This window comes from Acinetobacter sp. YH16031 (genome assembly GCF_013417335.1).
Lineage (GTDB): Bacteria > Pseudomonadota > Gammaproteobacteria > Pseudomonadales > Moraxellaceae > Acinetobacter.
On the sequence record NZ_VPED01000045.1, the window covers coordinates 1 to 13,976 of the forward strand.

Here is a 13,976-nt window from a genome sequence, read left to right on the forward strand (position 1 = left end):
TCCACACAAGTTGTTCTTCATAATCTCTTAATGATCTTCTCACTACTTCGTCAGTAGCAAGCTAGGTCGGCTATATTACTCTCTATCTCTAGAAAGTCAACCAGTAATGAAAATTATTTTTAAACTTTCTTTCTAAACCCTAACTCAACCATTTCATGCTAAGTTACTGTTTTATCAGAAGTTTTAATCTTCATCACCGCCGATGGATGTGCATTCTACAGCATTTCAGAGGGCTTGCAACACCTTTTTCAAATAAATCTTACCGCATGTCTAATTTTTAGCCTTTTATGAAGTTTTTATTCATTTATTATACAATTTTGCTTAAATTACGCCTATTCCTAGTAATACAGTTTATTATTCCGGGTTAAACAACGCCACTATACTCAAAACAAGGCTTTGGGGTTTCCTTATGCATCGCTCTATTTATTTATCTTTATGCTTATTTTCTTTGGCCTCTAGCCCATTAATTTTTGCTGAAGACACTACTCAGGCTGAACAGACTGAAATAGAAACTGAATCTTCTGCTACTACCACTACGGTTCCACTCAGAGAAAAAATATCTTCTAAAGTGAGTCATTTGCAAACCCAGCTAAAAGTCGATGCTAGTGCTGCACAGGCTGAAGAAGTTAAAGATCCTTTCCAGGGCTGGAATAGAAAGGTGTATCAATTTAATGATGCGATCGACCAGGCAGTCGTTCGCCCCATTGCGGTTCAGTATCAGGAAAAGGTTCCTCAAGATGTGCGTGGCAGCTATACCCAGTTCCGTAGCAATTTAGGTGAACCATGGAATGCGGTAAACCAGTTGATTCAGGGCCGTCCTGCTCGTGCAGCAAAATCTTTGGGCCGTTTTACCATTAATACCTTAACTACTTTAGGTCTGGCAGATCCTGCCCGTCGTCTGGGACTGGATCATGAAGATGAAAAGTTCGGGATCACGCTAGGTTATTATGGTGTGCCTTCCGGTCCTTATGTGATGTTACCGTTCCTGGGCCCAAGTTCTGTGCGTGATACTTTCGGTATGGCAGTCGATAGCCAGACCCGTCCACAGAAATATATTCTTGAAGATGATGAAGGCTTGTATTGGGGTGACCAATTCTGGCGTGCAATTGATAATCGTGCAGAATTACTTGATATTGAAGGTGTGTTAACAGGTGATCGTTATGCACAAATCCGCGATATTTATTTGCAACGCACCAATTATATGATCGCCCAGAAAAAAGGTCTGGAACAGGAATCTTTATTCCTTGAAGATGACTTCGATGATGAAAATCTTGAAGATGAATCTTTCGATGAAAATGAGACTGAATCTTCTAGTGATGACCTTTGAAACCTAAGCTGAATGATGATTTGCTAGCGAAAACTGTTCGCTAGCAATCATTTGCTTGTTATAGTACATCTTATAACTCATTCCAGGATCGAACTACCTGTCTATGTATTTCATTCAACCTACTCGCGATATTCCTTATTTAGATCAAGTGCTTGAGAAGCTTCCGCACGTTCAAGTAATCAAGCTGGAAGATCACGAGTTGTACGATGCAACGATTATTGCCATTGCAGATGTACATGATTATCTGAAATACAAGTGGAACCTTCCGACTGTAGTATTAGCGCTGGAAAATGAAGGAACAGCCTTGGCACAAGCTTGGGAACAAGGCGCTTTGGCAGGCTGGATCTGGAATAAACTGCCTGAACAACCCGATATCGCATTACAAAAAATCGATGCGCAATATAAGCGTAATCAGGATAGTCGTGATCTTCCTTCAGCGGCAGAGTTACAAAAACGTTTGCTACCGAATGAAATTGAATTGACCAATTATGCGGTTGAAACCTATTTTCAGCCTTCAGCCTATCTGTCTGGCGATTGGTACGATTACTGGAAAATCAGCGATAAAGAAGTCATTTTCTATCTTGCGGATGTTTCTGGTCATGGCGTTACCAGCAGTTTATTAACGTCCTGGATGGCGGCTTTTCATGGACGTTCGAAAACGCCTCGTGAACTAATCAAGAAACTAAATGGGATGCTGGTTCAGGAAAATATTGAAAAACATATTACCATGATTGCCGGAATTCTGAACCTGGAAACCCATGTCTTGAAATGGTCCAGTGCTGGTCACTATCCTCCTCCGATCATCTTTGAACCGAATCAGGAACCAAAAATCCTGTCATCCAGCAGTTTTCCTCTAGGCCTGACTGAAGACCTTGAGGTAGAAGAAAATGAGTATATCCTCAGCCGCAATGCACGTTTCATTATCTGTTCAGATGGGGCATTGGAGCCATTTAGCGGCGGTCTGAATGAACAGTTTTCCCAATTATTGCATCATTTACAGAACGAATCCTTCGAAGCACCCGAACATGTTGCCGACGATATTGCCATTCTCAGCTTTATAAGAGTGAAATAGCAGTATAATCACAAGCTTTATAAGCACTTAATTTGATTGCGACTTTCAGCTACTTGAGTATCTATAGACCCTATGGGATAATTTAATATCCTTCTCTGCAAATGGCATTTATATGTCAACAGGTCATGTTGAATATGCAAGCTTGAATGGAACGCATATTTTTAAGCTTATCGGCGAAGTGCGGGCCCAATCTTGTATTAGTCTAGACAAATTACTGAACAAACTTGAGCAGCAGGACAACGTTGTTGGCGCAATTGTTGATCTGACTGAAACCAGCTTTATTGACAGCACTGTACTGGGTGTCCTGGCAAAATTAGGACTTAAACTTAAGCAGCTCCATAAGATCCAGGCGGTGATGTTGTCGACTAACTCTGATATCACGACTCTGGCCAACAGTATGGGCTTGGGGCAGGTCTTTGTCATTTTGGATTACTGCGGTGATTCAAATGTATGTACGCGTAAACTGATGGAAGAACATGTGACGCATCAAGCAATGCTGAAAACTGTTCTAGATGCACACAAGACTTTAATGCGGTTAAATCAGAGCAACCAGAATATGTTTGAGCCCTTGGTCAAACAGTTGCAAAAAGAACAAGATAATCTAGATCAAGTGTCTGAACAAAAGGTATGAACACACAATAAGGAATCCCTATGACTTTACTTTCTGTTGCACAGATGAATTCCCAAAATGAAATTGAGCAAAATTTCATGACCATCGAATCATTAATTCAACAAAGTAAAGCAAAAGGTGCTGAGCTTATTGTCTTTCCTGAAAATTTCGTCTGTTTTGCTGCTGGTAAGCAGCGCGAAACTGCAGCTCAATTCGAGAGCATTCAACAACGCCTGCAACAACTAGCGCATCAATATCAGATCTGGATTATCGCAGGGACATTACCCTGTCCTTATCGTCCTGATGGTTCGATTATTGAAGATGGCCGGGTTAGAACCGTAAGTCTGTGTATTAGTCCAGAAAAAACTGAAGCTCGCTATGACAAGATTCACCTCTTTGACGTGCAGGTCGGTGATGCTGTTGGGGGCTATCAGGAATCCCAATTCTTTGAACCAGGTACCGATGTCGTCGTTGCGAAGACGCCTTTTGGCAATATTGGCATGATGGTCTGCTATGACCTGCGCTTCCCTGAACTTGCGCTTCATTTACGTACACAAGGTGCAAATATTTTGACTGCACCATCTGCCTTTACCTTCACCACTGGCCAAATGCACTGGCAATTATTATTGCAAGCACGTGCTATGGATACCCAATGCACAGTTCTTGGCGCTGCTCAACAGGGCTGGCATGGTGAAAAACGTCAAACTTGGGGACATGCTGCTGCAGCAAACAGCCGTGGTCAACTTCTCGATATGGTGCATGCGGAAGGCGCACAGATTATTACGGTTGATTTTGATTTGACTGGGCAGGCCAAAGTGCGTGAGTCTATGCCACTCATGCAGCATCGCAAGCTACTAAAGTTCTCTTAAGTCAGACTTTTTACCGCATTCTCATTCGCTTGCATAAATTAACAAAATCCCTGCTTATTCTTCCCTAGAAATTATGGAGCATAGAAGTTCCATAAAAGAACAAGCAGGAAATACTCTCATGTCATTAGAAAAAGCAGTATATACCGCACGTGCCAAAGCTACAGGCGGTCGAGATGGCCGTGCAACCTCTGACGATCAGATTCTGGATGTGAAACTGGCAGTGCCCAAGGAAATGGGTGGCCCAGGTGGCGGGACCAATCCTGAACAATTGTTCGCTGCAGGTTATTCAGCCTGTTTTTTAGGTGCCATGAAGTTTGTTGCCAACCGGGATAAAATCAATATTAGCAAAGATGCCTATATTGAAGGTGAAGTTGGCATTGGTCCGATTCCTACCGGTTTTGGCATTGAAGTGACTTTAAATATTCATTTAGAAGGAATGGAACAGGACGAAGCTCAAAAGCTGGTCGATGCCGCACACATCGTTTGTCCTTATTCAAATGCAACCCGAAACAATATTGATGTTACTTTGAATGTCATCACCTAAGTCTACATAAGCATTCCACTCTCTATCCTGAAAAATCAGAAGTCATTTCAGGATAGAGTTGATCATTCTTATAAAATATTGATAAAAATTACTTTGTGCTATTTCATAGAAAAATGATCACTTGAGATATTTACTTAAGAAAACTGTGCCTTCCTATCCCATCGAATAAAAATTTACTCTGCCGCCTCATTGGTTACACGCAAAACTTCTTCAATCGTGGTTTTTCCAGCCAGCACTTTACGTAAACCATCATCGCGAATTGAACCAGATTGCTGACGTGCATAGGTTTCCAGCTCATATTCAGCCGCATTACCATGAATCAGACGGCGCATATGCTCATCAACCGGTACAATTTCATAAATGGCGGTACGTCCACTAAAGCCGGTATTACCACACCGTTCACAACCGTGCGGTTGAGGTAATCTTAAATCCTGTGGATGCTCAATATGTTCAAACAGATTCTGTTCAAATGCATCTGCATCTTTCCAGGTTGCACAATGTGGGCATAAAGTCCGTACCAGACGCTGAGCAACTACCCCAATTAAGGAGCTCGATAGCAAGAATGGTTCAATTCCCATGTCTTTCAGACGGGTCACTGCACCAATCGCAGTATTGGTATGCAGCGTTGATAATACCAGGTGACCTGTCAGTGAGGCCTGAACTGCAATTTCTGCGGTTTCCAGATCACGAATCTCACCGACCATCACCACATCCGGATCCTGACGCAACATGGCTTTTAAAGCACGAGCAAAGGTCATGTCGACTTTGGTATTTACCTGAGTCTGACCAATCCCTTCTAACTGATATTCCACCGGATCTTCAGCCGTCAGGATATTTTTGGAACCATCATTTAGATCAGAAAGTGCTGCATATAAGGTAGTGGTCTTACCCGAACCGGTAGGTCCAGTCACCAGAATAATGCCATGAGGACGATGCACCAGGGTCTTGAGTCGATCATAATCGTTATTCATCAAGCCCAGATGAGTCATATTTAGACGGCCAGCCTGTTTGTCTAGCAATCGCATCACCACCCGCTCCCCATAAGAGGATGGCAAGGTTGAAACACGGACATCGACTTCACGCCCTGCCAGACGCAAGGAAATACGTCCATCCTGAGGAATACGTTTTTCTGCAATGTCCAGCTTGGCCATGACCTTGATCCGTGATACCAGTAATGGCGCCAGCTCACGACGCGGCTGCACAATTTCACGCAACTGTCCATCGACACGCAAGCGTACAGAAAGTCGTTTTTCGAAAGATTCCACATGGATATCTGAGGCGCCAACACGGATCGCTTCCGATAACAAGGCATTGATCAAACGGACAATAGGCGCATCATCTTCCTGATCCATCAGGTCTTCAGCTTCAGGAACTGAATCGGCAAGACTTAATAAATCCGGGTGATCTTCCAGACCAGCCGCGACCTGCTGTGACTCACCACTATCGCCGGCAAAACTGGAACTGAGTAACTGATTGAATTCTTGTTCTGTACAATGTTGATACTGGGCCGGATGACCCAGCAAACGGCGTGCTTCCTGTAATGCAAGCATAGATGTATTGTCACGACGGACAATAAAAGCCTGATCTCCCTCATAACGCAATAGCACACCATGACGTTTCGCAAAGCTATACGGGATTTGTAATTGTTTCAGTACTTGCATCGCAGATTATAATAATGATGAAAAAATTTAAATTGAGTGTACTCTAAGCATATGACAGCGTGAAGTATGTTTTCAAAGATTTAGCAAGAAAGGATGCCAACATTGCCGCAAGATCAAGAGGAATTAAACCTACAGTCTCCCAGAATTCAATGGTGGGGAGAGCAAAGTTTTGAAATTAACGAGTCCAAGGCCTGGCAATTTGGCTCTCTGCTGTTTCGTTTGACCCGAGGCTTGCAAGAATGGCGACTGGAATATTATCGTCCGACGGTGCAGTACGATTATGAACAGCAATGGCATCAGATTAGTGATCCACTATTTGCATTCCCGACCCCGGTGAAAATTGAACGCTATATGTTCAAATCTACCCAAAGCAAGTTACAGCTTATGCCTCGTCTGGCGAATCGCTCAGTGGTGATTAAACCGGTTGATCCAATTTATATTCCGGCCGGTCAACGTGGAACGCTCTATATTAGCACCCCGCTATGGATTGCCGGTTTTGTCGAAGGTCAACGTGAACCGATTTTTGATCTTCCAGTGATTTTACCGAAAGACACCTGGTTTGGGCCCAATCATCGTTCCGGTGAAATTTGCTATGCTACCGCAGTCGACGGAAGAACCGAGCTAGAACAATTGCGTCCTCGTGCATTCCGTGCTGTGACTCCAATTGAATTTCATAATACCAGTCACAAGCAACTACGTTTCGATCGTATGAATGTTCCAGTACCTGCATTACCTCTCTTTTATAGTGCCAGCACTGAACGTCTGTGGACCTCGCAGATTAAGGTTTTGCATGAAGGTCTGGATCGCCCACCCCGGATCCGGGTGGAAAACCGTACCCCGCCCAATGCGGGTGAAGTGGATTATTTACACCCACCGCGTGATCCGGCGGGAAATTTATTTAATATGTTTGATTCATTTTTCTAAGAGCGTGTGATGCCAAATTCGAATATTCCAACCGAAGTCACCAACAGTCTCAAGGGAGTATTTACCAATATTAATACCGATCGCCTGACTGAAATCGTCGTCGCGGTTGTGCTGTGTTTTATTGGTTTCCTGATCGCACGTTTTTTTTCGAATGCTTTTATCCGTACTATTGGTATACGCTTTAATGCGCATCAGCAAATGGTCTGGCGCCGCGGGATTTTCTACTTTATTTTCCTGCTGTTTGTGATGGCGAGTTTGAAGGAAGCCGGATTTAAACTCAGTGTCTTTCTCGGTGCAGCAGGTATTTTAACCGTCGCACTGGGTTTCGCATCCCAAACCTCTGCATCCAACCTGATCAGCGGTATCTTCCTGATTGGTGAAGGATCTTTTGAAGTAGGTGATACCATTCAGATTACACTGATTCGTGGACATACCGTTGAAGGTGAAGTGATTTCGATTGATCTGCTCTCGGTTAAACTACTTACCCAAGACAATATCTATGTACGTTTGCCGAACGAACAGCTGATTCGGGCTCCGGTACATAACCTGTCCAAGTTTCCGATCCGGCGTATTCCGATTACCTTGGCTATTAATTTTCATGAAGACATCATCAAGGTGCGTGAAGTACTGCTTGATGTTGCCAATAAATATCCGCTGGTTCTGGCCGATCCAAAGCCTGCAGTCACAGTCACCGCCTTCCGTGAATCTTCGATTGAACTTTTGTTTGCGATCTGGTGCCAGCAGGAAAATTATCTGAAAGTCCGTGATGAAATGCAGGAACGGATTCGAAATGGCTTTCTCGATAACCAGATTGAGATTCCGGTACCAAAAATGGGCTTTGTTGATCATCCACTGGCTCGCCCACTGGAAAATGAAGACATTGATCAATATGCCAATGAGAAGGAGCTTAAGAGAGAGCCGGATTTAAAATAACTTTTTCTATATCCTTTCTTAACCTCCCTTTACTAAGGGAGGAACTGTCATAAAAAGCCTGTCTTTCTCTTACACATCGTTTAAAGTAGTGCTTTAAGCTCGTTCAGGGTTTGGGGAGATTAAATTAACGCTCAAATCGAGTAATTTAGATTCAAACCCTTTTCTCCCCATCCGGCATTGGTGCTATATACGCAATCAGTAGCATGACCCCACCGGCCAGCAAGAATGAAATCACACGTGTCAGTGTACCGGTATGAGATAAGTCGAATAACACCAGCTTCAAGCTGACGATTACCAGAATACTGCCTCCTAAAATCCACATCGGTTTAAGCCTTTTTAGCGTAGCCGTCCACATGGTTGCCCAAGCCAGCAATACCCAAAGAATCGTCAGGCTTAACTGTACTGTAGCATTGCTCCACAATTCCAGACTATTGAATGGTGTTTGCAGATAGATATGTAAGGCCCGTAATACAATATAGCTCGACAGCCATAACAGGCTTAGTACCATCAGTACCGACATCATCCCACGATCGTGTCCTGCCCGAATCTGCTGCAACAGCATCCACAGGAAACTGGCAAGCATGGCCAGACTAATCAGGTCAAATGGATTGAATAGAGGTAACCAGTAATATTGGAAAGCTTGCTGGTTAAACAGCTGTGAGCATATTAACCAAGCTCCCATTAACACTAAGCAGTTTTTACTCTGCCAAAGTAAGCGCCACTCTGAATTTTCTTTTCGTCGATAACACCAGAACCAGAATACCAAAGGCAGAATTACCATACTGAGATAAGGCATGCTCGGTATTAGGCATACACTAGCCAAAGTCAGGCTGGCAAATACCCCAAAGCTCATCCACTCTTTGGATAAATCAATTCCTTTCACCGGTCTTAACCATAAAGCAGCCAGCAATAATGATGAAAGTGCAAAGATTCCACGCTCCAAAGCACTTGGCCAGACCAGAATCCCATTTTCGCTATAATCAACAGCCAGCAAAATCGCAATGATCACCAATGGCGTAAGACCACTCCATTTTGGCAATAACCAGCACCATTCCTGATGCTTGCGCTGTATGATTTCACTTAGAACCGTATAACCCAGTCCAAGACTGAATAAACTATAAATATAAGCCTGTTCATGAGCAAACTCATCTTCAAGCAAGGCAAACAACATCAGGGTCGAAGCAAAACTGAGAATGCTCAGAAAACTGATACTTAAACTATTGAGCTGCTGGCGATATTTGGCTTTAAGCTGACTAAGGAAGACGACGGCGACATAACAGAAGCTGAGAATCCAGAAAATTTTCCGCGGTGTGGGATTAAGCTCAATCAGATAGTAAACACTACTGAAACCTGCCATGATCAGCAGTCCCATACTCAGGTAATGCGCAACCCGAATATTCTTTTCCAATGCCCAGAGATAAATCAGTACGCCTTCTACCGCCCAACCGACTACACTCCACTGCTCTGTCAATAAAATGGGTGGAACCAAAGCCAGAAAGATCAGCATCAGACTCAGATAACTTTGGGAAATGACCTGAATACTTTCTCTGCGACGCACTAAAGTCCAACAGATTGCAAATATCCCGGCAAATAACAGACTAAGTCCGGCTTGCCAAAGCTTCTGATCAGGCTGATTAAAGTGAATCAGATACAGGAAAATATAGGCGGTAATCGGTGCAGCGAAAATCAGGGCAAGATCCAGAACCGGTTTTAAACGAAAACGGGAAAGATCCTGCCGGGCCAGTAACTGGCTAAAGCGAAAGCCTAGCCAGATGAATACCGCACTATGTGCCAGAATCAGGACGGTCATGGTATAACGCTCGTATGTATGACCATGAATCAGGCTATACATCCCACCTACTATGACTGTGACCAGAAAAGCAATCTGGTTCAGGATTTTCCAGGGCCGCAAACTGCTAAGTAACAGCACGCCGATATTAATCAGCAGATAATAACTAATGAACTCAACCGCAGAAGCATCCCGGGTCGGCAAGGTAAACGGCGCCAGATAGGCAATGAATAAGGCCATGACTGCCAGCTCAATACTTTCCTGTTTCAAGCTTAAGTACAGCGTAATTGCCAAAATGACCAAGAACACCAGAGCTGCCAGTGGCAACGTGGCAATCACCAGATTGTAATAGGCAAAGAACAAGGTCAGAAATAGTGCCCCTAATCCCAAGCCTTCCAGTGCCAGACCAAAACTTCGATTTTTAGCGATCAGGGTATAACCCAATCCGGTCACAACAACAGCAGATAAAGCGACCAATCCTAATTTCACCGCCAGGCTCAGCTGCCAGTGCTCTGTTGCAAAACGGAGTAATAAAATAATCCCAATGACCAGAATCGCGATCGCAGCTTTAAGAACCGGATTTCCTCGAAAAATCCACTGCTGGATCTGATCTAGCAATTGTGGTTGATCTGGACTTGCTTGAGCAGCAATAGGTAAAGGAATATCTGGTTGAGTGATTTCTGGATGAGCCTGATCTGTTGACCGGTAACGAGATTGCAACTGGACAATGTTACGTTCCAAACGCTGTAGCCAGCGTAATAGAAAGAAAATCCAGGCGGTAATGCCAATCCCCATCAGCCAGTTGAGTTCAGTCACGCCTCCGACAATGGCGATAATAGAAGAAATATACAGCGGTATTTTAGAATTGGCTGGCACAATCACCTGCGTCGGTACTGCCAGATCCCGCACGGGTGCTTCAATGGCACTGATATATTGCATCACGCTGATCAGGAAACCCAGACCAGTGAGATAAGTCACGATCTGCAATTCCAGATACCATGCACTTATTCCCACAATCACCAGACTAATCAGCCAGATCATACGCAATTCATTTTGCCCTGCCGTCATTCTTCTCGTTCTCGTTCCTTAACCATGTCATCATACAACAGCTTGTACTGCTTATTTCATCTTCACCCGATATTCGCTAAGCTGTAGAAACCGACTTGCCCCTGCGAGTGCAGTAAAAATCACGTACAATAAAACTGTTTTTTGAATAAGGAATTGATTACATGCCACCATTTGTCTTGGTCGATGGCTCTTACTTTTTATTTCGTGCCTTTCATGCACTACCACCATTAACCACGTCAACCGGTCTGCACACCAATGCAATTCGTGGTGCGATTTCTGCTATTCAAAAACTGATGCGCCGTACCCAGCCAACCCATATGGCGGTGATTTTCGACACGCCTGAACCGACTTTCCGTCACGAGCTATCACCTATTTATAAAGGTGACCGTCCGAGCATGCCGGAAGAACTGTCACAGCAAATTCCATACTTACATGCCTTGATTCGTGCTTTGGGCATTCCCCTGCATATGCTGCCAGGTGCGGAAGCGGATGACATTATTGGTACACTGGCTAAACGTGCTGAAGCTTTAGGCCATCAGGTGCTGATTTCGACTGGTGATAAAGACATGGCACAGCTGGTGACTGATAAAGTGACCCTGGAAGACAGTTTCAAAGAAAAACCAATGGATGTTGATGGGGTTTTTGAAAAGTTTGGTGTATGGCCAAACCAGATCATTGACTATCTGACCCTGATGGGCGATGCCTCAGACGGTATTATGGGTGTGCCTGGGATTGGGGCGAAAACTGCAGCCAAATTACTCAATGAATATGGCTCGATTGGTGGCATTCTGGAAAATGTCGACAAGATCAAAGGTAAAGTTGGTCAGAATATTAAAGACAATACCGATGGCATTGCACTGGATCATCAGTTGGCCAGCATCATTTGCGATCTGGATTTAAGCTTCACTTATGATGACCTGAAACTTCAGGATCCAAATGTAGAAGCTTTACGTAATCTGTATACTGAACTGGAATTCCGTAACCAGCTGCAATCACTGGATCATCCAAATAATCCAAACAACCGTAATTATAAACAGGCTACCCAATCGATTACTGCCAAAGCAGCACCTGAACCTCAGGAAGCCGATGACCAGCAGGCAACACTAAGCAGTGATAATGATCAGCTTGGAGAAGCCACTTATCATACTGTGTTGACTCAGGAAGATTGGGATAAGCTGTTTGAACGTTTAAATACTGAAAAACGCTTTGCTTTTGACACCGAAACCACCAGCCTAGATTATCGTATCGCACAGATTGTCGGTTTTTCGGTGGCTTTTGATGCACAGGATGCCTATTACGTACCATTGGCACATGATTATGAAGGTGCGCCAGAACAGCTCAATCGTGAAGAAATTCTGGCTCAAATCAAACCGATTCTAGAAGATGAAGCGATTCAGAAAATTGGCCACCACCTGAAATATGATGCGCATGTTCTGGAAAATCACGGCATTCATCTGGCGGGCTGGTATTTTGATACCATGCTGGCTTCTTATGTATTGAACTCAGTTGCCACTCGCCACGGTATGGATGATGTGGCTCGTCTGTACTTAAGCCACTTAACCACTACTTATGAACAGGTGGCGGGTAAAGGCGCCAAACAAAAAACTTTCAATAAAATCGAGATCGAAACTGCAGCGCATTATGCGGCAGAAGATGCGCATGTGACTTATCGCCTGTTTGAAGTACTCAGCAAAAAGCTGCAGACTTATCCTGAACTGGTCAATATTCTGCATAATATTGAAATGCCGGTAGCCCGTGTGCTAACCAGCATGGAAGAAAATGGCATCCGACTGGATCTGGCTTTTCTGGATCAACTCGGTTGTGAATTTGCTCAAACCATGCAGAACCTGGAAAATCAGATCACGGAAATAGCCGGTGAAGCGTTTAATGTCAGCTCTCCAAAACAGGTCGGTGAAGTTCTGTTTGACAAACTGGGCCTGAAAGGGGGCAAAAAGACCTCTACCGGTCAATACAGTACCAGCGAAAGTGTACTGGAAAAACTGGAACACCCGATTGCTGAACTGATTCTGGAATATCGCGGTCTGTCCAAACTGAAAAGCACTTATACCGATGGTCTATGCAAACAGGCCAATAACGAAACCCATCGTGTGCATACCAGTTATCATCAGGCACTCACAGCCACTGGCCGTTTATCGTCTACTGATCCAAACCTGCAAAACATTCCAATTCGTGCGGAAATCGGACGTCAGATTCGTAAGGCCTTTATTGCACCTGAAGGTCGTGTCTTACTCGCAGCCGATTATTCACAGATTGAATTGCGTCTGATGGCACATTTATCTCAGGATGATGCGCTAGTAGATGCCTTTAACCATGGACAGGATGTGCATCGCCGTACCGCAGCTGAAGTTCTGGGTATCCCGCTTGAAGAAGTGACCAATGATCAGCGTCGTCAGGCCAAAGCCGTGAATTTCGGTCTGCTCTATGGCATGTCTGAATTTGGTCTGACCCGTCAGTTAGGTTTCACTCGTCAGGAATCACAGGAATATATCAAACAGTATTTCCGCCGCTATCCGGGAATTTATGAATATATGCAGCGTACCCGTCAGGTGGCATTGGAACAAGGCTTCGTTGAAACTATTCTAGGTCGCCGTTTATACACACCTGATATCGATGCCCGTAACATGATGGTCCGCAAAGCCGCTGAACGTGCGGCGATTAATGCACCATTACAAGGTTCAGCTGCAGACATTATCAAAATGGCGATGATTGAAGTTGATAAAATGCTACCTAAAGATCAGGCCAAAATGCTGCTACAAGTGCACGATGAATTGGTATTTGAAGTCGATGAAGCGATTGCAGATGAACTGGCACCTCAACTGACTGAAGTGATGCAATCCGTGATTGAAATCTCTGTACCTTTGGTCGTGGAAGTCGGTAAAGGCATGAACTGGGATGAAGCGCATTAATACTAAAGCTCCTTCCTCCTTTTAGGAGGAAGGTTGGGATGGAGGTTATTAAAATTTATAGACCTCACCCTAACCCTCTCCTACAAGGAGAGGGAATTTTCTTGAAATAAAAAAGGACGCCTAAGCGCACTGCTGTCCCATAGTTTGCTTTAAATAAAAAAACCTGAGTCCTAACAGTTAAAATATGAGTGCAAACAAACACTTTAACGACCAGGATTCAGGTTTTGTCACATCAGAATACCGTATTTCATG

10 protein-coding genes are annotated in these 13,976 nt (G+C 44.1%); 8 read left to right on the forward strand and 2 right to left on the reverse strand.

Features of this window, described 5'->3' with window-relative positions; all coding sequences use genetic code 11:
* The first annotated feature begins 409 nt into the window (after positions 1–409).
* From FTV31_RS14560 to FTV31_RS14580, 5 genes are all read left to right on the forward strand, one after another.
* Complete coding sequence (locus FTV31_RS14560; protein WP_004783528.1) at positions 410–1,327, forward strand: VacJ family lipoprotein; 918 nt, start codon at positions 410–412, stop codon at positions 1,325–1,327.
* Between the two features lie 103 nt (positions 1,328–1,430).
* The gene (gene gigA / locus FTV31_RS14565) at positions 1,431–2,399 is read left to right on the forward strand and encodes an RsbU family protein phosphatase GigA (protein ID WP_180015540.1); all 969 of its coding nucleotides are present in this window, start codon (positions 1,431–1,433) and stop codon (positions 2,397–2,399) included.
* Positions 2,400–2,511: 112 nt separating this feature from the next.
* Positions 2,512–3,030: an anti-anti-sigma factor GigB gene (gigB, locus tag FTV31_RS14570; protein ID WP_004783532.1), complete on the forward strand. Its 519-nt coding sequence runs from the start codon at positions 2,512–2,514 to the stop codon at positions 3,028–3,030.
* A gap of 20 nt (positions 3,031–3,050) precedes the next feature.
* On the forward strand, positions 3,051–3,878 hold the full coding sequence (locus FTV31_RS14575; protein WP_180015542.1) for a carbon-nitrogen hydrolase family protein: 828 nt from the start codon (positions 3,051–3,053) through the stop codon (positions 3,876–3,878).
* 118 nt (positions 3,879–3,996) lie between these two features.
* A complete protein-coding gene (locus FTV31_RS14580; protein WP_004783539.1) occupies positions 3,997–4,422 on the forward strand; it encodes an organic hydroperoxide resistance protein in 426 nt (141 codons plus the stop codon).
* Positions 4,423–4,595: 173 nt separating this feature from the next.
* Here the strand turns inward: FTV31_RS14580 and gspE are convergent, their stop codons facing one another.
* Entirely contained in the window at positions 4,596–6,083 is a 1,488-nt protein-coding gene (gene gspE, locus FTV31_RS14585) for a type II secretion system ATPase GspE (RefSeq protein WP_180002879.1), read from the reverse strand.
* A 93-nt stretch (positions 6,084–6,176) separates the two neighbouring features.
* Between gspE and FTV31_RS14590 the strand changes: the two genes are divergently transcribed.
* Both FTV31_RS14590 and FTV31_RS14595 read left to right on the forward strand, forming a co-directional pair.
* The gene (locus FTV31_RS14590; protein WP_180015544.1) at positions 6,177–7,007 is read left to right on the forward strand and encodes a hypothetical protein; all 831 of its coding nucleotides are present in this window, start codon (positions 6,177–6,179) and stop codon (positions 7,005–7,007) included.
* A 9-nt stretch (positions 7,008–7,016) separates the two neighbouring features.
* Complete coding sequence (locus FTV31_RS14595) at positions 7,017–7,940, forward strand: mechanosensitive ion channel family protein (protein ID WP_180015546.1); 924 nt, start codon at positions 7,017–7,019, stop codon at positions 7,938–7,940.
* 151 nt (positions 7,941–8,091) lie between these two features.
* On the opposite strand, the gene FTV31_RS14600 is transcribed toward FTV31_RS14595, so the two are convergent.
* Positions 8,092–10,797 (reverse strand): DUF2339 domain-containing protein, encoded by a 2,706-nt coding sequence (locus FTV31_RS14600; protein ID WP_180015548.1) that lies wholly within the window; start codon positions 10,795–10,797, stop codon positions 8,092–8,094.
* Positions 10,798–10,958: 161 nt separating this feature from the next.
* Here FTV31_RS14600 and polA point away from each other — a divergent pair, with 161 nt between their 5' ends.
* Entirely contained in the window at positions 10,959–13,724 is a 2,766-nt protein-coding gene (polA, locus tag FTV31_RS14605; RefSeq protein WP_180015550.1) for a DNA polymerase I, read from the forward strand.
* Positions 13,725–13,976: the final 252 nt, after the last annotated feature.

Excerpts from the sequence above, each read along its gene's own strand:
- FTV31_RS14575 (WP_180015542.1), top strand. The coding sequence starts at position 3,051 with ATGACTTTACTTTCTGTTGCACAGATGAATTCCCAAAATGAAATTGAG.
- FTV31_RS14580 (WP_004783539.1), top strand. The coding sequence starts at position 3,997 with ATGTCATTAGAAAAAGCAGTATATACCGCACGTGCCAAAGCTACAGGC.
- gigB (WP_004783532.1), top strand. The coding sequence starts at position 2,512 with ATGTCAACAGGTCATGTTGAATATGCAAGCTTGAATGGAACGCATATT.
- FTV31_RS14595 (WP_180015546.1), top strand. The coding sequence starts at position 7,017 with ATGCCAAATTCGAATATTCCAACCGAAGTCACCAACAGTCTCAAGGGA.
- FTV31_RS14560 (WP_004783528.1), top strand. The coding sequence starts at position 410 with ATGCATCGCTCTATTTATTTATCTTTATGCTTATTTTCTTTGGCCTCT.
- FTV31_RS14600 (WP_180015548.1), bottom strand. The coding sequence starts at position 10,797 with ATGACGGCAGGGCAAAATGAATTGCGTATGATCTGGCTGATTAGTCTG.
- FTV31_RS14590 (WP_180015544.1), top strand. The coding sequence starts at position 6,177 with ATGCCAACATTGCCGCAAGATCAAGAGGAATTAAACCTACAGTCTCCC.
- gspE (WP_180002879.1), bottom strand. The coding sequence starts at position 6,083 with ATGCAAGTACTGAAACAATTACAAATCCCGTATAGCTTTGCGAAACGT.
- gigA (WP_180015540.1), top strand. The coding sequence starts at position 1,431 with ATGTATTTCATTCAACCTACTCGCGATATTCCTTATTTAGATCAAGTG.
- polA (WP_180015550.1), top strand. The coding sequence starts at position 10,959 with ATGCCACCATTTGTCTTGGTCGATGGCTCTTACTTTTTATTTCGTGCC.